This window comes from Nonomuraea jiangxiensis, assembly GCF_900099965.1.
Taxonomy (GTDB): Bacteria; Actinomycetota; Actinomycetes; order Streptosporangiales; family Streptosporangiaceae; genus Nonomuraea; species Nonomuraea jiangxiensis.
This window is the reverse complement of record NZ_FNDJ01000003.1, coordinates 637454-655844: the sequence shown is the minus strand read 5'-3', so window position 1 is coordinate 655844 and position 18391 is coordinate 637454. Positions and strand designations below refer to the sequence as shown.

The following is an 18391-nucleotide window of genomic DNA, read 5'->3' as shown; positions in this document are numbered from 1 at the left end:
CAAGGGGTTCGGGAGTTCCCGGGCCCGAGTGTGTAGACGAAAGTCAGTCAGATTCTCTAAGGAGAGAACCAGTGGGCAAGGCCAAGTTCGAGCGGAACAAGCCGCACATGAACATCGGCACCATTGGGCACATCGACCACGGCAAGACCACGCTGACCGCGGCGATCACCAAGGTGCTCCACGACCGTTACCCGGACCTCAACGCCGCGACGCCGTTCGACAAGATCGACAAGGCGCCGGAGGAGAAGGCCCGCGGCATTACGATCTCCATCGCGCACGTCGAGTACCAGACCGAGAAGCGCCACTACGCCCACGTGGACTGCCCCGGTCACGCCGACTACGTGAAGAACATGATCACCGGTGCCGCTCAGATGGACGGCGCGATCCTCGTGGTCGCCGCCACCGACGGCCCGATGCCGCAGACGAAGGAGCACGTCCTCCTGGCCCGCCAGGTCGGCGTCCCCTACATCGTCGTGGCCCTCAACAAGGCCGACATGGTCGACGACGAGGAGATCCTCGAGCTGGTCGAGCTTGAGGTCCGTGAGCTCCTGTCCGCTCAGGAGTTCCCCGGCGACGACCTGCCGGTCGTACGCGTCTCCGCCCTCAAGGCTCTTGAGGGTGACGCGAAGTGGGCCGACAGCATCGTCGAGCTCATGAACGCCGTGGACGAGAACGTGCCCGAGCCGCCGCGTGAGACGGACAAGCCGTTCCTCATGCCGGTCGAGGACGTCTTCTCGATCACCGGTCGCGGCACGGTCGTCACCGGCCGTATCGAGCGCGGCATCGTCAAGGTCAACGAGCAGGTCGACATCATCGGCATCAAGCCGGAGAAGACGACCACCACCGTCACCAGCATCGAGATGTTCAACAAGATGCTCGACGAGGGTCACGCCGGTGACAACGCCGCCCTGCTGCTCCGCGGCATCAAGCGCGACGACGTCGAGCGCGGCCAGTGCATCATCAAGCCGGGCACGACCACCCCGCACACCGAGTTCAACGGCCAGGTCTACATCCTGTCCAAGGACGAGGGCGGCCGCCACACGCCGTTCTTCAACAACTACCGTCCGCAGTTCTACTTCCGTACGACCGACGTCACCGGCGTCGTCAACCTCCCCGAGGGCACGGAAATGGTCATGCCGGGCGACAACACCGAGATGCGCGTTGAGCTGATCCAGCCCATCGCCATGGAGGAAGGTCTGAAGTTCGCGATCCGCGAGGGCGGCCGTACCGTCGGCGCCGGTCGGGTCACGAAGATCATCAAGTAGCTGGACCGTCGGGGCGGCGGTCGGCCCCGCACCTGGGACCGACCGCCGATCCGCGTACAAGGCCCTGCGAACCGGCGCCGTGATCCTGCAGTCACTTCGGCTGACGGGACGATCTCGGTCCGGTGACCGAAGTCACTGCCGGATCACGGAAGAAACAGGCAGCTCCACTGCGTCTGCCTCGTGGGGTCACGCAGGCTCTGGCCTGCAGCAACACAGCGGCACAAGGCCGCACGATACTTTTTCAGACGACAGCGAAGGACACCGAGGCCACTATGGCGGGACAGAAGATCCGCATCCGGCTTAAGGCCTATGACCACGAGGTCATCGACACTTCGGCCAAGAAGATCGTCGAGACAGTGACGCGGACTGGCGCGAAGGTCGCGGGCCCGGTGCCGCTGCCGACCGAGAAGAACGTGTACTGCGTCATCCGCTCGCCGCACAAGTACAAGGACAGCCGCGAGCACTTCGAGATGCGCACGCACAAGCGGCTGATTGACATCATCGACCCGACCCCCAAGACGGTTGACTCGCTCATGCGGCTCGACCTCCCCGCGGGTGTCGACATTTCGATCAAGCTCTGAGGGAACGCACTGACATGGCTAAGACGATCAAGGGCGTCCTGGGCAAGAAGCTCGGCATGACCCAGGTCTTCGACGCGGACAACCGGATGGTCCCGGTCACCGTGGTGGAGGCCGGTCCGTGCGTGGTGACCCGCGTCCGCACTCCCGAGAAGGACGGCTACTCCGCCGTTCAGCTCGGCTTCGGGCAGGTCGACCCCCGGAAGGTCAACAAGCCGCTCGGCGACTACCTGCGTAAGCACGACATCACCCCGCGCCGTTACTTCGCGGAGATCCGCACCGACGACGCGAACGACTACACCCTGGGCCAGGAGCTGCTGGCCGACACCTTCGAGGCCGGCCAGTTCGTCGACGTGACGGGCAAGAGCAAGGGCAAGGGCTTCGCCGGTGTCATGAAGCGGCACGGCTTCGGTGGTCTGGGCGCGTCGCACGGTACGCAGCGCAAGCACCGTTCGCCGGGTTCCATCGGTGGCTGCGCCACCCCGGGCCGCGTTTTCAAGGGTCTGCGCATGGCTGGCCGGATGGGTAACGTCCGCACCACCGTGCAGAGCCTCAAGGTTCACTCCGTTGACGTCGAGAACGGTCTCATCCTGATCAAGGGTGCGATCCCCGGCGCCAACGGAAGTCTGGTCCTCGTTCGCACCGCTGCCAAGAAGGGGGCTGCCAAGTGAGCACCATTGACGTCCTCGACGCGAGCGGCGCCAAGACCGGCACCGTCGACCTGCCGGAAGACGTCTTCGGCGCCAAGGTCAACGTACCGCTGATCCACCAGGTGGTCGTGGCCCAGCTCGCCGCTCGCCGGCAGGGCACGCACAAGGCCAAGACCCGTGGTGAGGTCTCCGGCGGTGGCAAGAAGCCGTACCGCCAGAAGGGCACCGGCCGCGCCCGCCAGGGCTCGACCCGCGCGCCGCAGTTCACCGGCGGTGGCACCGTCCACGGTCCGGTTCCGCGCGACTACTCGCAGCGGACGCCCAAGAAGATGAAGGCGGCCGCGCTGCGTGGCGCCCTCTCCGACAGGGCCGGCGGCGGGCGCGTGCACGTGGTCAGCTCGCTGGTCACGGGGGACACCCCCAAGACCAAGGCCGCGCTGCAGGCCCTGCGCAAGATCACCCAGGCCGCCCGCGTGCTCGTCGTGGTCGACGAGACCGACGAGGCGACGTGGCTCAGCCTGCGCAACGCCCCGGAGGTCCACCTGCTGGACGCCGGGCAGCTCAACACGTACGACGTGCTCGTGGCTGACGACGTGGTTTTCACGCAGGAGGCCTACGACCAGGTCGTGGCCCGGCTCTCGGCAGGGTCGGCGTCCAATGAGGGAGAAGAGGCCTGATGGAGAAGATCGCCGACCCGCGCGACGTCATCATCAAGCCGGTCGTCTCTGAGAAGAGCTACGGCCTGATCGATGAGTTCAACAAGTACACGTTCCTGGTGCGGAAGACCGCGAACAAGACCCAGGTCAAGATCGCTGTCGAGCAGATCTTCGGGGTCAAGGTCAGCAGCGTGAACACCATCAACCGGGCGGGCAAGCGCAAGCGGACTCGTACCGGTTTCGGCAAGCGTCCCGACACCAAGCGCGCGATCGTGAGCCTGGTGGAGGGCGATCGGATCGACATCTTCGGTCAGATCGGCTAGCAGCCAGAGAAGTGAGCGGGCCGAAAGGCTCGCGGGGTCGAGACCGCCGCACTCCGTGTGGCGGGCTCACCCATGTAACCGACGAAGGATGAACGAAAAAGATGGGCATCCGTAAGTACAAGCCGACGACCCCGGGTCGCCGCGGATCGAGTGTCTCGGACTTCTCCGAGATCACCCGCAGCACGCCCGAGAAGTCGCTGCTTGCACCCCTTCACAGCAAGGGCGGCCGGAACGTACACGGCCGGGTCACCGCACGCCACCAGGGCGGCGGTCACAAGCGCGCCTACCGGATCATTGACTTCCGTAGGCATGACAAGGACGGCATTCCGGCGAAGGTCGCTCACATCGAGTACGACCCGAACCGTACCGCCAACATCGCTCTGCTCCACTACGCCGACGGTGAGAAGCGCTACATCATCGCGCCGACGGGCCTCAAGCAGGGTGACCGCATCGAGAACGGCCCCGCCGCCGACATCAAGCCGGGCAACTGCCTGCCGCTGCGCAACATTCCGACCGGTACCTTCATCCACGCGGTGGAGCTCCGTCCGGGCGGCGGCGCCAAGCTGGGCCGTTCCGCGGGCGCCCAGATCCAGCTGCTCGCCAAGGAAGGCCAGTACGCCACGCTGCGTATGCCGTCGGGTGAAATGCGCATGGTCGACGTGCGCTGCCGGGCCGCGGTGGGTCAGGTCGGCAACGCCGAGCAGGCCAACATCAACTGGGGCAAGGCCGGCCGTATGCGGTGGAAGGGCAAGCGCCCGACCGTCCGCGGTGTCGCGATGAACCCCGTCGACCACCCGCACGGTGGTGGTGAGGGCAAGACCTCCGGTGGTCGCCACCCGGTGAACCCGAAGGGCAAGCCCGAGGGGCGCACCCGCCAGGCCAACAAGGCCAGCGACCGGTTGATCATCCGGCGCCGGAGCAAGAGGAAGAAGCGGTAGGAGCAGCCGAAATGCCACGTAGCCTAAAGAAGGGTCCTTTCGTGGACGACCACCTTCAGAAGAAGGTGGACGCTCAGAACGAGAAGGGCAGCAAGAACGTCATCAAGACGTGGTCGCGGCGCTCCATGATCGTCCCCGACATGCTCGGGCACACGATCGCCGTGCACGACGGCCGCAAGCACGTCCCGGTCTTCATCACCGAGTCGATGATCGGCCACAAGCTCGGAGAGTTCGCCCCCACGCGGACGTTCCGCAGCCACGTCAAGGAAGACCGCCGCAGCCGGCGGTAAGCGTCCAGAAGTAGGAGAAAGCGATGGAAGCCAGGGCCCAGGCGCGGTTCGTCCGCGTCACGCCCATGAAGGCCCGCCGCGTGGTGGACCTTATTCGCGGGCTGCCCGCTTCGGAGGCGCAGGCCGTGCTGCAGTTCGCTCCCCAGTCGGCGAGCGAGCCGATCTACAAAGTGCTCAGCAGCGCCATGGCGAATGCCGAGCACAACTTCGACCTCGACCCGAACACGCTCGTCGTGAGCCGGGCATGGGTCGACGAGGGCCCGACGCTGAAGCGGTTCCGCCCGCGTGCACAGGGTCGCGCCTATCGGATCAACAAGCGGACCAGCCACATCACTGTGATCGTGGAATCCCGCGAGCCGAAGGGAAGGACCCGATAGTGGGCCAGAAGGTTAACCCGCACGGGTTCCGCCTCGGCATCACGACCGACTTCAAGAGCCGGTGGTACGCCGACAAGCTGTACAAGTCGTACGTCGCCGAGGACGTGTCGATCCGCCGCATGCTGCAGAAGGGCATGGAGCGGGCCGGCATCTCCAAGGTCGAGATCGAGCGCACCACGGACCGCGTACAGGTGGACATCCACACCGCGCGTCCCGGCATCGTGATCGGCCGGCGCGGCGCCGAGGCGGACCGCATCCGTGGCGACCTGGAGAAGCTGACCAAGAAGCAGGTCCAGCTCAACATCCTCGAGGTCAAGAACCCCGAGATCGACGCGCAGCTCGTCGCGCAGGGCGTGGCCGAGCAGCTGTCCAGCCGTGTCTCGTTCCGCCGTGCCATGCGCAAGGCGATGCAGTCGGCCATGAAGTCCGGCGCCAAGGGCATCCGTGTCCAGTGCTCCGGTCGTCTGGGCGGCGCGGAGATGTCCCGGTCGGAGTTCTACCGCGAGGGCCGCGTGCCGCTGCACACGCTTCGCGCGGACATCGACTACGGCTTCTACGAGGCCCGTACCACCTTCGGCCGGATCGGCGTGAAGGTCTGGATCTACAAGGGCGAGGCTCCGACCAGCCGCGCCGAGCGCGAGGCGGCTGCCGCGGGCGCTCGCGCCGGCCAGCGCCGTGAGCGTGACGACCGTCGTGGTGGCGGCGACCGTCCCCGTCGTGGCGGCGCCGGTGGCGGCGCCCGTCGCGGTGGCGGCGGCCGCGGCGACCGCGCCCCCCGCACCGAGGCGGCCGCGCAGACCGCCCCCGAGACCGGCCCGGCCGCGCAGCCGGGTGCCGAAGGGAGCTGACCATGCTGATCCCGCGCAGGGTCAAGCACCGCAAGCAGCACCGGCCTGACCGCAGCGGCGCCGCCAAGGGCGGCACCAGGGTCGTGTTCGGCGAGTTCGGCATCCAGGCCGTTGAGCACTCCTACGTGACCAACCGCCAGATCGAGTCGGCCCGTATCGCCATGACCCGTCACATCCGCCGTGGCGGCAAGGTGTGGATCAACATCTACCCCGATCGCCCCCTCACCAAGAAGCCCGCCGAGACCCGGATGGGTTCCGGTAAGGGTTCGCCGGAGTGGTGGATCGCCAACGTCAAGCCCGGGCGCGTGCTGTTCGAGCTGTCCGGCGTGGCGGAGCCGGTCGCGCGCGAGGCGCTTCAGCGCGCGATCCACAAGCTGCCGATGAAGTGCAAAATCGTTAAGCGTGAAGTGGGTGAGGCGTGATGGCTAAGGGCCTGACCGCCGGCGAGCTGCGGGTGGAGGACCAGGACACCCTGGTCCGCAAGCTCAAGGAGGCCAAGGAGGAGCTGTTCAACCTCCGCTTCCAGGCGGCGACCGGTCAGTTGGAGAGCCACGGGCGGCTGCGTGCCGTCCGCCGCGAGATCGCCCGTATCTACACCGTGATGCGTGAGCGGGAGCTCGGCATCATCACGGTTGAGAAGGAGACGAGCGATGGCTGAGACCACCGAGACCAGCACCACCGAGGCCGCCGAGGCCGCCGAGCACGGGCGGAACTTCCGCAAGGTCCGCGAGGGCCTGGTCGTCAGCGACAAGATGGACAAGACCGTCGTCGTCGCCGTCGAGGACCGCGTGAAGCACCGCCTGTACGGCAAGGTCATCCGCCGGACGACCAAGTACAAGGCGCACGACGAGGCCAACGCCTGTGGCGTCGGCGACCGCGTGCTGCTGATGGAGACCCGCCCCCTGTCCGCCACCAAGCGGTGGAGGGTCGTGGAGATCCTCGAGAAGGCCAAGTAACACGCCTTCTCTGCTTGCCGCGCCTCGTGGGGGCTCAGAGCCCCCATGACGGCGTCCAAGGACGCGGGGCCACCCTCGGCCTCGCGTCGCCTGCGGTGCGGTGCCGCAGGCCGCTCTGAGACACGTGGAGCGGCCCGCGGGGCTGTGGCCGGAGGAACAAGACAACAGCAGGTTCCGCCAGGCTCAGAGATGAGAACCGGCGCGACTAACAGGAGTAGAACGTGATCCAGCAGGAGTCGCGGCTCAAGGTCGCCGACAACACGGGCGCGAAGGAGATCCTTTGCATCCGTGTTCTCGGCGGTTCGGGCCGACGCTACGCCGGTATCGGCGACGTCATCGTCGCCACTGTCAAGGACGCGCTGCCGGGCAGCACGGGCGTCAAGAAGGGCGACGTGGTCAAGGCCGTCATCGTCCGCACGGTCAAGGAGCGCCGCCGGCCCGACGGCTCCTACATCCGCTTCGACGAGAACGCGGCCGTCATCATCAAGGACAGCGGTGACCCCCGCGGGACCCGCATCTTCGGCCCGGTCGGCCGGGAACTGCGCGACAAGAAGTTCATGCGCATCATCTCGCTCGCCCCGGAGGTGCTGTGATGTCGAGGCTGCACGTCAAGAAGGGTGACCTGGTCCAGGTCATCGCCGGCAAGGACAAGGGTGCCAAGGGTCGCGTCATCGCCGCGCTCCCGCGCGAGGACCGCGTGGTGGTCGAGGGCATCAACATGATCAAGAAGCACTCGAAGGAGACCCACCAGGGTCCGCGCGGCGCCAAGACCGGCGGCGTGCAGACCATGGAGGCTCCCATTCACGTCTCCAACGTGAAGAAGCTCAAGGACGAGAAGCCCGCAGAAAAGCCCGCCGACAAGAAGGCCGACAAGGCCGAGGAGACGGGTGAGGACAGCTGATGACTGCCACGACCACTGAGACCGAGCGCCTGACGCCGCGACTCAAGACGAAGTACCGCGAGGAGATCGCGGGCCAGCTTCGCGAGCAGTTCGGCATCGAGAACGTCATGCAGATCCCGGCCCTGACCAAGATCAAGGTCAACATGGGCGTGGGCGAGGCGGCGCGCGACTCCAAGCTCATCGAAGGGGCCGTCCGCGACCTCACCGCGATCACCGGGCAGAAGCCGGCGGTCGTCCGGGCCCGCAAGTCCATCGCCCAGTTCAAGCTGCGCGAGGGCATGCCGATCGGCGCGCACGTCACGCTGCGCGGCGACCGCATGTGGGAGTTCCTCGACCGGCTGCTCGCTCTGGCGCTGCCGCGCATCAGGGACTTCCGCGGTCTGTCGCCCAAGCAGTTCGACGGCAACGGCAACTACACGTTCGGTCTGACCGAGCAGGTCATGTTCCACGAGGTCGACCAGGACAAGGTCGACCGGCCGCGGGGCATGGACATCACGATCGTGACCACCGCGAAGAACGACGACCAGGGCCGGGCGCTGCTGAAGCTTCTCGGGTTCCCGTTCAAGGAGGCCTGATCATGGCGAAGAAGTCACTGATCGCCAAGGCAGGGCGTAAGCAGAAGTTCGAGGTCCGGGCATACACTCGTTGCTCGCGTTGTGGCCGGCCGCGCGCCGTCTACCGCAAGTTCGGGCTGTGCCGCGTGTGCTTCCGCGAGATGGCGCACCGGGGCGAGCTGCCCGGCATCACCAAGTCGAGCTGGTAGTTACCCTAAGGGGCGGCCCCGTGTCGCCCCTGGGTGATCGACCGCACACATATTCACTAGACCAACAGGACGCATCCCGCGTCCGTGACCACGCCGAAGGTCCACCGGTAGAGCACGAGGAGAGGTAGCCGGAGCGGGCACCGACAGGTGCCGGTTGCGGCGGACTCGACCACAAGGGCTGCTTGACCGACTGGAAACCGCGGCGAGGAAGGCCACTGGCCATGACGATGACCGACCCGATCGCAGACATGCTCACACGTCTGCGCAACGCGAACTCGGCGTACCACGACAGCGTGTCGATGCCGTACTCGAAGATCAAGGCGCACATCGCCGAGATCCTCCAGCAGGAGGGCTACATCCAGGCTTGGACCGTCGAGGACGCCAAGGTGGGCAAGAACCTCGTGGTGGAGCTCAAGTTCGGGCCTACCCGTGAGCGGTCGCTCGCGGGCCTGCGCCGGGTGTCGAAGCCCGGTCTGCGGGTTTATGCGAAGAAGGACAATCTGCCTCGAGTCCTGGGCGGGCTGGGCGTCGCGATCATCTCGACGTCCGCCGGTCTCATGACCGACAAGCAGGCCGGCAAGCGTGGTGTGGGCGGGGAAGTCCTCGCCTACGTCTGGTAGAGGGGAGGAACACAGCATGTCGCGAATCGGACGGCTGCCCATCCCGGTGCCCAGTGGCGTAGACATCACGATCAGTGGCCAGGATGTCCAGGTCAAGGGCCCGAAGGGCACGCTCACTCACACGGTCGCGGACCCCATCACGGTGGCCCGCGACGACGACGGCGCCATCGCCGTCAGCCGCCCCAACGACGAGAACAAGGTACGCGCGCTGCACGGCCTGTCGAGGACGCTGATCTCCAACATGGTGCTGGGGGTCACCCAGGGGTACTCCAAGACCCTGGAGATCGTCGGCGTCGGTTACCGCGTCCAGGCCAAGGGCCCCACGCAGCTCGAGTTCTCGCTGGGCTACAGCCACCCCGTCATCGTCGACGCCCCCGAGGGTGTCACCTTCCGCGTCGAGCGGCCGACCCTGTTCCACGTGGACGGCATCGACAAGCAGAAGGTCGGTGAGGTCGCGGCCAACATCCGCAAGCTGCGCAAGCCGGACCCGTACAAGGGCAAGGGCGTGCGCTACCAGGGCGAACAGATCCGCCGCAAGGTCGGAAAGGCTGGTAAGTAGGCATGGCTCCGAAGACTGCGTTCGGCAAGCACACGGCTGCCCGCACCGTCTCGCGGGCTCGCCGTCACCGCCGCGTCCGCAAGAACGTCGTCGGTACGACCGCGCGTCCGCGCCTGGTCGTCAACCGCTCGACCCGGCACATGTTCGTCCAGATCGTGGACGACTCCGTCGGCCACACGCTCGTGAGCGCGTCCACCATGGACCCGGCGCTGCGCACGCTGGAGGCGGACAAGACCGAGAAGGCGAAGAAGGTCGGCGAGCTCCTCGCTCAGCGGGCCAAGGAAGCCGGCATCACGGCGGTCGTCTTCGACCGCGGTGGCAACCGGTACGCGGGTCGGATCGCGGCGCTGGCCGACAGCGCTCGCGAGGGCGGGCTCCAGTTCTGATGGGGGCCCGGGGACCGCGCATGATGGCGTCGCAAATGACGGCATCACCAATGATGGCAACTGTTGAGATGAGGAACCACTGATGGCTGCAGCTCCGCGTCGCGGTGGCGGCACCGGTGGCGAGCGGCGGGACCGTCGTGACGATCGCCGCGGTGGCGCCGCCGACAAGGGCGTCTCGTACATCGAGCGCGTAGTGAAGATCAACCGAGTGGCCAAGGTCGTGAAGGGTGGTCGTCGCTTCAGCTTCACCGCCCTCGTCGTCGTCGGTGACGGCAACGGCCTGGTCGGCGTCGGCTACGGCAAGGCCAAGGAAGTGCCCGCGGCCATCGCCAAGGGCGTCGAAGAGGCCAAGAAGCACTTCTTCAAGGTGCCCAGGATCCAGGGCACCATCCCGCACACCGTGCAGGGCGAGGAGGCGGCGGGCGTCGTCTTCCTCCGTCCGGCCTCGGCCGGTACCGGCGTCATCGCCGGTGGCCCGGTGCGCGCGGTGCTGGAGTGCGCCGGCATCCACGACGTGCTGTCCAAGTCGCTCGGCTCGGACAACCCGATCAACATCGTGCACGCCACCGTGTCGGCGCTGAAGGCCCTGTCGCGGCCCGAGGAGATCGCCGCCCGCCGTGGCCTGCCGATCGAGGACGTCGCCCCGCCCGCGATGCTGAAGGCCCAGCGCGAAGGCCTCGCGGAAGCGGCGGCGGCTAAGGCGGTGAGCTAGTCATGGCACGCCTGAAGATCACTCAGGTTCGCTCGAAGATCGGTGGCAAGCAGAACCAGCGTGACTCGCTGCGTTCGCTTGGCCTGAAGCGGATCGGCGACGTCGTCGTCAAGGAGGACCGGCCCGAGATTCGCGGGATGGTCTCCGTGGTGACGCACCTCGTCGAGGTGGAAGAGGTCGACTAGTCATGACTGACAAGGCTCCGCTCAAGATTCACGACCTGCGTCCTGCTCCTGGCGCCAACAAGGCCAAGATCCGCAAGGGTCGCGGCGAGGCGTCGAAGGGCAAGACGGCCGGTCGCGGCACCAAGGGCAGCCACGCCCGTACGACGGTCCCCCTCGGTTTCGAGGGTGGCCAGGTGCCGCTGCAGAGGCGTCTGCCGAAGCTCAAGGGCTTCTCCAACGCGCTGTTCAAGACGACCTACCAGGTCGTCAACCTGGACAAGCTCGGCGAGCTGTTCCCCGAGGGTGGCGATGTCACCGTCGAGACGCTGGTCGCCAAGGGCGCTGTCCGCAAGAACCAGCTCGTGAAGGTGCTCGGCACCGGTGAGCTCTCCGTCGCGGTGAACGTGCAGGCTCACGCCTTCTCGTCCGCCGCGAAGGAGAAGATCGCCGCTGCTGGTGGTTCCGTTACCGAGCTGTAAGAGCAATTACGCGGCGTGGGGGCTTTGACAAATGCCCCCACGCCCGTAGTGCGTTAGAGTTCGCGAGACGGCAGGATTCTGTCGGGCTCGTTTGACCTGAGACTTCAGATGGCAGATCCCCGCACCATCGCATACTCATACCGCCGTAAAGGCGCGCAGGAGGGACCGTGCTGACCGCGTTTACCCGGGCGTTCCGGACACCGGACCTGCGCAAGAAGTTGCTCTTCACCCTGGGCATCATCGCGCTGTTCCGACTCGGCTCGGTTCTTCCGACTCCGGGTGTTCACGTCCAGAATCTCGCGGCCTGTTTCGACCAGGCCCGTAATGGAGCCGCCGGCAACATCTATGGGATGGTGCAGCTCTTCAGTGGTGGTGCGCTCCTGAAGTTGTCGGTGTTCGCGCTGGGCATCATGCCGTACATCACCGCGAGCATCATCCTCCAGCTGCTCGTCGTGGTGATCCCACGTCTTGAGGCACTGAAGAAGGAGGGGCAGGCCGGTCAGACCAAGATCACGCAGTATACGCGTTATCTGACGATCGGGCTCGCCGTTCTCCAGTCGACCGCCTTCATCGCGCTGGCCCGCACCGGTCAGCTCTTCCCGAACTGCCAGCAGGACGTCCTGCTCGACCCGGACAACATCTTCGGCATCGTCACGATGGTCATCATCATGACCGCCGGTACGTCGGTGATCATGTGGCTGGGCGAGCTCATCACCGACCGGGGCGTCGGCAACGGCATGTCCATCCTGATCTTCACCCAGGTCGTCGCGGTCTTCCCGTCCGAGCTGACCAACATCTTCCAGGCCAACAAGTTCACCTTCGCGGTCGTCATGGTCGTCGGCATCTTCATGATCGCCGCGGTGGTCTTCGTCGAGCAGGCCCAGCGCCGCATCCCGGTGCAGTACGCCAAGCGCATGGTGGGCCGCAGGATGTACGGCGGCACGTCCACCTACATCCCGCTCAAGGTCAACCAGGCCGGCATCATCCCGGTCATCTTCGCCTCGTCGCTGCTCTACCTGCCACAGCTCATCACGTCGCTGTTCCAGACCACCGACAACGCGGTCATCCGGTGGATCTCCCAGAACCTGGCCACCGGCGACACGCCGATCTACATGGCCACGTTCTTCCTCCTGATCATCTTCTTCACGTACTTCTACGTGTCCATCACGTTCAACCCCACTGAAGTCGCCGACAACATGAAGAAGTACGGTGGTTTCATTCCGGGCATCCGTCCCGGCCGTCCGACGGCTGAATACCTGAACTTCGTGCTCACCCGCCTGACCGCGCCGGGCTCGCTCTATCTGGGTCTGATCTCCATGGTCCCGATCGTCGCGCTGGCGGTGTCCGGTGCGAGCCAGAACTTCCCGTTCGGAGGGACGAGCATTCTGATCATGGTTGGTGTCGGCCTGGACACGGTGAAGCAGATCGAGAGCCAGCTGCAGCAGCGTAACTACGAAGGTTTCCTGCGGTAGTGCGTCTCGTTCTGGTCGGGCCCCCCGGAGCGGGTAAGGGGACACAGGCCCAGTACATCGCATCGAACCTGTCGATCCCGAAGATCTCGACGGGTGACATCTTCCGTGCCAATGTCTCGGGGGGCACGGACCTGGGCAAGCTGGCCAAGACGTATATGGACCGTGGTGACCTGGTGCCCGACGAGGTGACCATCGCCATGGTCCGTGACCGTCTGTCCGAGGACGACGCGCAGGACGGTTTCCTGCTCGACGGCTTCCCCAGGAACGTCGCGCAGGCCGAGATCCTGCGCGACATGCTCAAGGACTGGGGCCAGGCCCTCGACCTCGTGCTGGAGCTGGTCGTCGATGACGACGAGGTGGTGAGGCGGCTGGCCGGCCGGCGCACCTGCAGCCAGTGCGGGCGCATCTGGCACGTCGAGTTCGACGACAAGAAGGACGACAAGTGCGACGCGTGCGGGGGCGCGCTCTTCCAGCGTGACGACGACAAGGAGGAGACGGTCCGGCACCGCCTGGAGGTCTACCAGGAGCAGACGGCGCCGCTGGTCTCCTACTACGCCGACGAGGGCGTTCTCGTGGGCGTCGACGCCACGGGTCCGGTCGAGGAAGTCACGCAGCGGGCCATGGAGGCGATTCGCCCGTTCATGGGTTAAGTCGGAGTACGACCGTTTCAGGGTGGCACGGGTTTCCGTGCCACCCTGACCGCTATTGGGCGGTTATTGTGGGGGGATTGGGCCCCCAACGCGGCCCGTTGAGACCCAGGGGGGCAGGCAGATGTTCAAGCGCAACCGGCACGGGATCCAGATCAAGTCTCCGGAACAACTGGAGAAGATGCGGGCCGCGGGCCTGGTGGTCGGGCGCACGCTCGACCTGTTGAAGCGCTCGGTCGAGCCCGGCATGACGCCGCTCGACCTCGACGGCATCGCCGAGAAGGCCATCAGGGACGAGGGGGCGATCCCGTCGTTCAAGGGCTACCAGGGTTTCCCGGCGACGATCTGCGCCTCCGTGAACGAGGAAGTCGTGCACGGCATCCCGACCGACGCCCGCAAGCTGCGCGAGGGAGACATCATCTCGATCGACTGCGGCGCGATCCTGGACGGCTGGCACGGCGACTCCGCGGTGACCGTGCCGGTCGGCGAGGTGGACCCCAAGCTGACGGAGCTCATGCGGATCACGGAGGAGGCCATGTGGCGCGGCATCGCCGCGCTGAGCGTCGGCCGCCACCTGTCGGACATCGGCCACGAGGTGGAGCGGTACGTCAAGTCGCAGGGGCGCTTCGGCATCCCGCCCGAGTACGGCGGCCACGGTATCGGCACCGAGATGCACATGGACCCGTGGATCGCCAACCACGGTCGGCCCGGCCGGGGCCCGGTGCTGGAGGAGGGCATGTGCCTGGCCGTCGAGCCGATGGTCAATCTGGGCACCGAGCGCACCCGCGTACTCTCGGACGACTGGACCGTGGTGACGATCGACGGAAAGCCCTCCGCACACTTCGAGCACAGCGTCGCGGTGACACATAATGGTCCTTGGGTGCTGACCGCCCTGGATGGGGGCAAAGAGCGCCTAGCGCACTTGCAGGACTAGCCGGGAGTGGTGGGATGGCCAACAGCCCCGAGATGCGAGCCTCCGACGCTGACCGCGACCGGGTGGCCGCCATCCTCCGCGAGCATACCGCGCAGGGCCGGATCACCATGGACGAGTTCAACGAGCGGCTCGAATCGCTCTACAGCAGCAAGACCTATGGTGAGCTGGCCAAGCTGACGGCCGACCTGCCGGATGTGGACCTGCGCAACCGCCCCGCCAAGGTGAGCCCGGCCGCGCTGCCGGACAGCCGCATGCACCCCGGGATGCGGGCGGCCTGGGGAGCCTGGGCCACGGCCAGCGGCATCAACTGGGTGATCTGGCTGATCGTGAGCGTCACGTCGGGCGATTTAGTGTATCCGTGGCCGCTGTGGGTGATGGGGCCGTGGGGCGTGATCCTGCTGATCAGCACCGTGCTCGGGGGAAACCGGCACCAGCGCCACCGGTAGGCCTGTGTCCGGGATCGGGACACGCCAAGGTGGGGTAGACTATTGCATGGTTGTGTCAGGACACCTGGCACGCGTTTCGCGTTTTGGGGTCAGGTGTCGTACACTCCTTAGTCGGCTCACTATGACCATCACGCGTCGGCGATCGTTGCGGTCGCCGCTCTCTTCGAAGCGTGAGGTCGCGGCTGCTTAGTGAACCGGAGCCTCAGACGATCGATCAGTGAAACGCGAGGAATTTTGGCCAAGAAAGACGGCGCCATCGAGATCGAGGGCACTGTGGTCGAGTCGCTCCCGAACGCCATGTTCCGGGTGCAGCTCGACAACGGCCATAAGGTCCTGGCCCACATCAGCGGACGGATGCGGATGCACTACATCCGGATCCTGCCGGACGACCGGGTAGTCGTTGAGCTGAGCCCCTACGACCTGAGTCGTGGGCGGATCGTCTACCGATACAAATAAGACGTCTGAGGAACAAAGGACGATGAAGGTAAAGCCGAGCGTCAAGAAGATCTGCGACAAGTGCAAGGTGATTCGCCGGCACGGTCGCGTCATGGTGATCTGCGACAACCTGCGCCACAAGCAGCGTCAGGGCTAGGTCGCCGCAAGGGCTTCTCCTCCGAGTCCGCCCCGCCAGGGAGCGGGCTCGACGCATGAGAAGCCCGAGCCAGTAATCGCGTGTCACACCCGGGCAGGCGGTCCTTCTCCGGAAGGCCCGAACCGCTCGGGAGACCCCCGGTCGGAGGCCGGGGCCCTCACCCCGGGCATTGGGGAGGGGAAGTGAGGCGCAAGACCTCCGCCACAGAGAAGGAGAATGCCCGCCATGGCTCGCCTGGTTGGCGTGGACCTCCCCCGCGAAAAGCGGCTGGAGATCGCTCTCACCTACATTTACGGAATCGGCCGCACCCGGGCCCACGAGATCCTCGAGGCCACCGGTGTCAGCGGTGACCTCCGCGTGCACCAGCTCACCGACGCCGAGCTCGTCCCGATGCGTGACTACATCGAGGCGAACTTCAAGATCGAGGGTGACCTGCGCCGCGAGGTCCAGGCCGACATCCGTCGCAAGATCGAAATTGGCTGCTACCAGGGCATCCGGCACCGCAAGGGCCTGCCCGTCCACGGTCAGCGCACCCAGACCAACGCGCGCACCCGCAAGGGCAAGAAGAAGACCGTCGCGGGCAAGAAGAAGCCCGGTAAGAAGTAGTCCACAGCCGCGGACCGAAGACCTCAGGAGTAAAGGCAAGAAATGCCTCCTAAGAGCCGCCAGGGCGCGCCGAAGAAGGTGCGCCGCAAGGAAAAGAAGAACGTCGCTCACGGGCACGCCCACATCAAGAGCACGTTCAACAACACGATCGTCTCGATCACCGACCCGAACGGGAACGTGATCTCCTGGGCCAGCGCCGGCCACGTGGGTTTCAAGGGCTCCCGTAAGTCCACCCCGTTCGCCGCGCAGATGGCCGCCGAGAACGCCGCCCGCCGGGCCATGGAGCACGGCATGCGCAAGGTCGACGTCTTCGTCAAGGGTCCCGGCTCCGGCCGGGAGACCGCGATCCGCTCGCTGCAGGCCACCGGCCTCGAAGTGGGCTCGATCCAGGACGTCACCCCGGTTCCGCACAACGGCTGCCGTCCGCCGAAGCGCCGCCGCGTCTGATCCCCAGGAGAAATTGAGAAATGGCTCGTTACACGGGCGCGGACTGCAAGCTCTGCCGTCGCGAGAAGATCAAGCTCTTCCTCAAGGGCAGCAAGTGCGAGTCCGCCAAGTGCCCCATCGAGATCCGTCCCTACCCGCCGGGCGAGCACGGTCGTGCGCGTCCGAAGGAGTCGGAGTACCAGACCCAGCTTCGTGAGAAGCAGAAGACCCGCCGCATCTACGGCGTCCTCGAGAAGCAGTTCCACAACTACTACGAGGAAGCCGCCGGCAAGTCGGGCAAGTCGGGTGAGGTGCTGCTCCAGATCCTGGAGAGCCGGCTCGACAACGTGGTTTACCGCGCCGGTTTCGCGCAGTCGCGCGACGCCGCCCGCCAGCAGGTCCGTCACGGACACTTCCTGGTGAACGGCAAGAAGGTCGACATCCCGTCCTACCGCGTGCGTGAGCACGACATCATCGAGGTCCGCGAGAACAAGCGCAGCCTGATGCCGTACGAGGTGGCCCGCGCCACCGCCGGCGAGCGCACGATTCCCGCGTGGCTCGGCGTCGTGCCGGAGAAGCTCCGCGTCCTGGTGCACCAGCTGCCCGTCCGGCAGCAGATCGACACCCAGGTCCAGGAGCAGCTCATCGTCGAGTACTACTCGAAGTAGTCCTCGCTGGTCCGGGTACGGCAGACATGCGGTACCCGGGCTAGGCTGTTTGTCGGAGTGGCGTCATATAGCGGGCGCCACACGAAAAAGGGGAGATCCCGCACATGCTGATCGCTCAGCGTCCGACTCTTCTCGAAGAGTCGATCGACGAGACCCGGTCCCGATTCATCATCGAGCCGCTGGAGCCGGGCTTCGGTTACACCATCGGCAACTCGCTGCGCCGCACGCTGCTGTCGTCCATCCCGGGCGCGGCCGTGACGAGCATCCGTATCGAGGGCGTGCTGCACGAGTTCTCGACCGTTCCCGGGGTCAAGGAAGACGTCACCGACATCATCCTCAACCTCAAGGAACTGGTCGTCTCTTCCGAGCACGACGAGCCGGTCGTGATGTACCTGCGCAAGCAGGGCCCGGGTGAGGTCACCGCCGCCGACATCGCGCCGCCGGCCGGTGTCGAGGTGCACAACCCCGAGCTGCGCATCGCCACGCTCAACAGCAAGGCGAAGCTGGAGATGGAGCTGACCGTCGAGCGCGGTCGCGGCTACGTCTCCGCCGCCCAGAACAAGCAGCCGGGCCAGGAGATCGGGCGCATCCCGATCGACTCGATCTACTCCCCGGTGCTCAAGGTCACCTACAAGGTCGAGGCGACCCGAGTCGAGCAGCGCACCGACTTCGACCGCCTCATCCTCGACGTCGAGACCAAGCCCGCGATGAAGCCGCGTGACGCGGTGGCCTCCGCCGGTAAGACGCTCGTCGAGCTGTTCGGGCTGGCCCGCGAGCTCAACGTCGAGGCCGAGGGCATCGACATCGGCCCGTCGCCGACCGACGCCGCCCTGGCCGCCGACCTGGCGCTGCCGATCGAGGAGCTGAACCTGACGGTCCGCTCGTACAACTGCCTCAAGCGCGAGGGCATCCACACCGTGGGTGAGCTCGTGGCGCGCAGCGAGCAGGACCTGCTGGACATCCGGAACTTCGGCGCCAAGTCGATCGAAGAGGTCAAGCAGAAGCTGCACGAGATGTCGCTGGCGCTCAAGGACTCCCCGCCCGGGTTCGACCCGAGCGCGGTGGCCGGCGGCGGCTACGACGACGACGACAGCGCGTACGTCGAGACCGAGCAGTACTAGACACTTCCCGCGGG

Annotated in this window: 32 protein-coding genes; all 32 read left to right on the top strand. The window is 66.2% G+C overall.

Features of this window, described 5'->3' with window-relative positions; translation table 11 throughout:
- The first annotated feature begins 71 nt into the window (after window positions 1-71).
- The 32 genes from tuf to BLS95_RS09195 all read left to right on the top strand — a co-directional run bounded on the left by tuf (window position 72) and on the right by BLS95_RS09195 (window position 18377).
- On the top strand, window positions 72-1265 hold the full coding sequence (gene tuf, locus BLS95_RS09350) for an elongation factor Tu (protein ID WP_090930461.1): 1194 nt from the start codon (window positions 72-74) through the stop codon (window positions 1263-1265).
- A gap of 272 nt (window positions 1266-1537) precedes the next feature.
- Window positions 1538-1846 (top strand): 30S ribosomal protein S10, encoded by a 309-nt coding sequence (gene rpsJ / locus BLS95_RS09345; protein WP_090930460.1) that lies wholly within the window; start codon window positions 1538-1540, stop codon window positions 1844-1846.
- A 14-nt stretch (window positions 1847-1860) separates the two neighbouring features.
- A complete protein-coding gene (gene rplC / locus BLS95_RS09340; protein WP_090930459.1) occupies window positions 1861-2514 on the top strand; it encodes a 50S ribosomal protein L3 in 654 nt (217 codons plus the stop codon).
- Window positions 2511-3170 carry a 50S ribosomal protein L4 gene (rplD, locus tag BLS95_RS09335; RefSeq protein WP_090930458.1) on the top strand — a complete coding sequence of 220 codons (660 nt, stop codon included), beginning with the start codon at window positions 2511-2513 and terminating at the stop codon, window positions 3168-3170. Before rplC ends, rplD begins: the two co-directional genes overlap by 4 nt.
- Window positions 3170-3472 carry a 50S ribosomal protein L23 gene (rplW, locus tag BLS95_RS09330; RefSeq protein WP_090930457.1) on the top strand — a complete coding sequence of 101 codons (303 nt, stop codon included), beginning with the start codon at window positions 3170-3172 and terminating at the stop codon, window positions 3470-3472. Before rplD ends, rplW begins: the two co-directional genes overlap by 1 nt.
- Window positions 3473-3573: 101 nt before the next feature.
- Entirely contained in the window at window positions 3574-4410 is an 837-nt protein-coding gene (gene rplB / locus BLS95_RS09325) for a 50S ribosomal protein L2 (protein WP_090930456.1), read from the top strand.
- Window positions 4411-4421: 11 nt separating this feature from the next.
- Window positions 4422-4700: a 30S ribosomal protein S19 gene (gene rpsS / locus BLS95_RS09320; RefSeq protein WP_090930455.1), complete on the top strand. Its 279-nt coding sequence runs from the start codon at window positions 4422-4424 to the stop codon at window positions 4698-4700.
- A gap of 23 nt (window positions 4701-4723) precedes the next feature.
- Entirely contained in the window at window positions 4724-5077 is a 354-nt protein-coding gene (rplV, locus tag BLS95_RS09315) for a 50S ribosomal protein L22 (RefSeq protein WP_090930454.1), read from the top strand.
- Window positions 5077-5925, top strand: a complete 849-nt coding sequence (gene rpsC, locus BLS95_RS09310) for a 30S ribosomal protein S3 (protein WP_090930453.1) — start codon at window positions 5077-5079, stop codon at window positions 5923-5925. Before rplV ends, rpsC begins: the two co-directional genes overlap by 1 nt.
- A 2-nt stretch (window positions 5926-5927) precedes the next feature.
- On the top strand, window positions 5928-6347 hold the full coding sequence (rplP, locus tag BLS95_RS09305) for a 50S ribosomal protein L16 (RefSeq protein ID WP_090930452.1): 420 nt from the start codon (window positions 5928-5930) through the stop codon (window positions 6345-6347).
- A complete protein-coding gene (gene rpmC / locus BLS95_RS09300) occupies window positions 6347-6583 on the top strand; it encodes a 50S ribosomal protein L29 (protein ID WP_090930525.1) in 237 nt (78 codons plus the stop codon). The genes rplP and rpmC overlap by 1 nt, the downstream gene beginning before the upstream one ends.
- Window positions 6576-6881, top strand: coding sequence for a 30S ribosomal protein S17 (gene rpsQ / locus BLS95_RS09295; RefSeq protein WP_090930451.1), 306 nt, complete (start codon window positions 6576-6578; stop codon window positions 6879-6881). Before rpmC ends, rpsQ begins: the two co-directional genes overlap by 8 nt.
- Before the next feature lie 221 nt (window positions 6882-7102).
- The gene (rplN, locus tag BLS95_RS09290; protein WP_026214151.1) at window positions 7103-7474 is read left to right on the top strand and encodes a 50S ribosomal protein L14; all 372 of its coding nucleotides are present in this window, start codon (window positions 7103-7105) and stop codon (window positions 7472-7474) included.
- An 8-nt stretch (window positions 7475-7482) separates the two neighbouring features.
- Complete coding sequence (rplX, locus tag BLS95_RS09285) at window positions 7483-7782, top strand: 50S ribosomal protein L24 (RefSeq protein ID WP_143043647.1); 300 nt, start codon at window positions 7483-7485, stop codon at window positions 7780-7782.
- Window positions 7782-8357, top strand: coding sequence for a 50S ribosomal protein L5 (gene rplE, locus BLS95_RS09280; protein WP_090930449.1), 576 nt, complete (start codon window positions 7782-7784; stop codon window positions 8355-8357). The genes rplX and rplE overlap by 1 nt, the downstream gene beginning before the upstream one ends.
- A gap of 2 nt (window positions 8358-8359) precedes the next feature.
- A complete protein-coding gene (locus BLS95_RS09275) occupies window positions 8360-8545 on the top strand; it encodes a type Z 30S ribosomal protein S14 (RefSeq protein ID WP_020542298.1) in 186 nt (61 codons plus the stop codon).
- Window positions 8546-8766: 221 nt separating this feature from the next.
- Window positions 8767-9165: a 30S ribosomal protein S8 gene (gene rpsH, locus BLS95_RS09270; RefSeq protein WP_090930448.1), complete on the top strand. Its 399-nt coding sequence runs from the start codon at window positions 8767-8769 to the stop codon at window positions 9163-9165.
- A 16-nt stretch (window positions 9166-9181) separates the two neighbouring features.
- Window positions 9182-9724, top strand: a complete 543-nt coding sequence (gene rplF, locus BLS95_RS09265) for a 50S ribosomal protein L6 (RefSeq protein ID WP_090930447.1) — start codon at window positions 9182-9184, stop codon at window positions 9722-9724.
- Between the two features lie 2 nt (window positions 9725-9726).
- Complete coding sequence (gene rplR, locus BLS95_RS09260; protein WP_090930446.1) at window positions 9727-10110, top strand: 50S ribosomal protein L18; 384 nt, start codon at window positions 9727-9729, stop codon at window positions 10108-10110.
- Between the two features lie 82 nt (window positions 10111-10192).
- Window positions 10193-10822 (top strand): 30S ribosomal protein S5, encoded by a 630-nt coding sequence (gene rpsE, locus BLS95_RS09255; RefSeq protein WP_090930445.1) that lies wholly within the window; start codon window positions 10193-10195, stop codon window positions 10820-10822.
- Window positions 10823-10824: 2 nt separating this feature from the next.
- The gene (rpmD, locus tag BLS95_RS09250) at window positions 10825-11007 is read left to right on the top strand and encodes a 50S ribosomal protein L30 (protein ID WP_080043226.1); all 183 of its coding nucleotides are present in this window, start codon (window positions 10825-10827) and stop codon (window positions 11005-11007) included.
- Window positions 11008-11009: 2 nt separating this feature from the next.
- Window positions 11010-11465: a 50S ribosomal protein L15 gene (rplO, locus tag BLS95_RS09245; protein ID WP_090930444.1), complete on the top strand. Its 456-nt coding sequence runs from the start codon at window positions 11010-11012 to the stop codon at window positions 11463-11465.
- A gap of 167 nt (window positions 11466-11632) precedes the next feature.
- A complete protein-coding gene (gene secY, locus BLS95_RS09240; protein ID WP_090930443.1) occupies window positions 11633-12937 on the top strand; it encodes a preprotein translocase subunit SecY in 1305 nt (434 codons plus the stop codon).
- Window positions 12937-13587 (top strand): adenylate kinase, encoded by a 651-nt coding sequence (locus BLS95_RS09235; RefSeq protein ID WP_090930442.1) that lies wholly within the window; start codon window positions 12937-12939, stop codon window positions 13585-13587. Before secY ends, BLS95_RS09235 begins: the two co-directional genes overlap by 1 nt.
- Before the next feature lie 121 nt (window positions 13588-13708).
- A complete protein-coding gene (gene map / locus BLS95_RS09230) occupies window positions 13709-14518 on the top strand; it encodes a type I methionyl aminopeptidase (RefSeq protein WP_090930441.1) in 810 nt (269 codons plus the stop codon).
- Between the two features lie 14 nt (window positions 14519-14532).
- Window positions 14533-14964 carry a DUF1707 SHOCT-like domain-containing protein gene (locus BLS95_RS09225; protein WP_090930440.1) on the top strand — a complete coding sequence of 144 codons (432 nt, stop codon included), beginning with the start codon at window positions 14533-14535 and terminating at the stop codon, window positions 14962-14964.
- A 234-nt stretch (window positions 14965-15198) separates the two neighbouring features.
- A complete protein-coding gene (gene infA, locus BLS95_RS09220; RefSeq protein ID WP_012887858.1) occupies window positions 15199-15420 on the top strand; it encodes a translation initiation factor IF-1 in 222 nt (73 codons plus the stop codon).
- A gap of 22 nt (window positions 15421-15442) precedes the next feature.
- Window positions 15443-15556, top strand: coding sequence for a 50S ribosomal protein L36 (gene rpmJ, locus BLS95_RS09215; RefSeq protein ID WP_003956441.1), 114 nt, complete (start codon window positions 15443-15445; stop codon window positions 15554-15556).
- A 225-nt stretch (window positions 15557-15781) separates the two neighbouring features.
- Window positions 15782-16162, top strand: a complete 381-nt coding sequence (gene rpsM, locus BLS95_RS09210; RefSeq protein ID WP_090930439.1) for a 30S ribosomal protein S13 — start codon at window positions 15782-15784, stop codon at window positions 16160-16162.
- Window positions 16163-16204: 42 nt separating this feature from the next.
- On the top strand, window positions 16205-16609 hold the full coding sequence (gene rpsK, locus BLS95_RS09205; protein ID WP_020542285.1) for a 30S ribosomal protein S11: 405 nt from the start codon (window positions 16205-16207) through the stop codon (window positions 16607-16609).
- Between the two features lie 20 nt (window positions 16610-16629).
- Window positions 16630-17256, top strand: a complete 627-nt coding sequence (gene rpsD / locus BLS95_RS09200) for a 30S ribosomal protein S4 (RefSeq protein ID WP_090930438.1) — start codon at window positions 16630-16632, stop codon at window positions 17254-17256.
- Window positions 17257-17360: 104 nt separating this feature from the next.
- Complete coding sequence (locus BLS95_RS09195; protein WP_090930437.1) at window positions 17361-18377, top strand: DNA-directed RNA polymerase subunit alpha; 1017 nt, start codon at window positions 17361-17363, stop codon at window positions 18375-18377.
- Window positions 18378-18391 lie beyond the last annotated feature (14 nt).

Bases quoted from the DNA above. Each gene is read 5' to 3' on its own strand.
- rpsM (WP_090930439.1), top strand. From the start codon at position 15,782: ATGGCTCGCCTGGTTGGCGTGGACCTCCCCCGCGAAAAGCGGCTGGAG.
- BLS95_RS09195 (WP_090930437.1), top strand. From the start codon at position 17,361: ATGCTGATCGCTCAGCGTCCGACTCTTCTCGAAGAGTCGATCGACGAG.
- rplV (WP_090930454.1), top strand. From the start codon at position 4,724: ATGGAAGCCAGGGCCCAGGCGCGGTTCGTCCGCGTCACGCCCATGAAG.
- rplP (WP_090930452.1), top strand. From the start codon at position 5,928: ATGCTGATCCCGCGCAGGGTCAAGCACCGCAAGCAGCACCGGCCTGAC.
- BLS95_RS09225 (WP_090930440.1), top strand. From the start codon at position 14,533: ATGGCCAACAGCCCCGAGATGCGAGCCTCCGACGCTGACCGCGACCGG.
- rpsH (WP_090930448.1), top strand. From the start codon at position 8,767: ATGACGATGACCGACCCGATCGCAGACATGCTCACACGTCTGCGCAAC.
- rplC (WP_090930459.1), top strand. From the start codon at position 1,861: ATGGCTAAGACGATCAAGGGCGTCCTGGGCAAGAAGCTCGGCATGACC.
- rplF (WP_090930447.1), top strand. From the start codon at position 9,182: ATGTCGCGAATCGGACGGCTGCCCATCCCGGTGCCCAGTGGCGTAGAC.
- rplB (WP_090930456.1), top strand. From the start codon at position 3,574: ATGGGCATCCGTAAGTACAAGCCGACGACCCCGGGTCGCCGCGGATCG.
- rplO (WP_090930444.1), top strand. From the start codon at position 11,010: ATGACTGACAAGGCTCCGCTCAAGATTCACGACCTGCGTCCTGCTCCT.
- BLS95_RS09275 (WP_020542298.1), top strand. From the start codon at position 8,360: ATGGCGAAGAAGTCACTGATCGCCAAGGCAGGGCGTAAGCAGAAGTTC.
- rpmJ (WP_003956441.1), top strand. From the start codon at position 15,443: ATGAAGGTAAAGCCGAGCGTCAAGAAGATCTGCGACAAGTGCAAGGTG.
- rpsQ (WP_090930451.1), top strand. From the start codon at position 6,576: ATGGCTGAGACCACCGAGACCAGCACCACCGAGGCCGCCGAGGCCGCC.
- rplR (WP_090930446.1), top strand. From the start codon at position 9,727: ATGGCTCCGAAGACTGCGTTCGGCAAGCACACGGCTGCCCGCACCGTC.
- rplW (WP_090930457.1), top strand. From the start codon at position 3,170: ATGGAGAAGATCGCCGACCCGCGCGACGTCATCATCAAGCCGGTCGTC.
- rpsE (WP_090930445.1), top strand. From the start codon at position 10,193: ATGGCTGCAGCTCCGCGTCGCGGTGGCGGCACCGGTGGCGAGCGGCGG.
- rpsK (WP_020542285.1), top strand. From the start codon at position 16,205: ATGCCTCCTAAGAGCCGCCAGGGCGCGCCGAAGAAGGTGCGCCGCAAG.
- map (WP_090930441.1), top strand. From the start codon at position 13,709: ATGTTCAAGCGCAACCGGCACGGGATCCAGATCAAGTCTCCGGAACAA.
- rpmC (WP_090930525.1), top strand. From the start codon at position 6,347: ATGGCTAAGGGCCTGACCGCCGGCGAGCTGCGGGTGGAGGACCAGGAC.
- rpsS (WP_090930455.1), top strand. From the start codon at position 4,422: ATGCCACGTAGCCTAAAGAAGGGTCCTTTCGTGGACGACCACCTTCAG.
- rplE (WP_090930449.1), top strand. From the start codon at position 7,782: ATGACTGCCACGACCACTGAGACCGAGCGCCTGACGCCGCGACTCAAG.
- rpmD (WP_080043226.1), top strand. From the start codon at position 10,825: ATGGCACGCCTGAAGATCACTCAGGTTCGCTCGAAGATCGGTGGCAAG.
- rpsD (WP_090930438.1), top strand. From the start codon at position 16,630: ATGGCTCGTTACACGGGCGCGGACTGCAAGCTCTGCCGTCGCGAGAAG.
- rpsJ (WP_090930460.1), top strand. From the start codon at position 1,538: ATGGCGGGACAGAAGATCCGCATCCGGCTTAAGGCCTATGACCACGAG.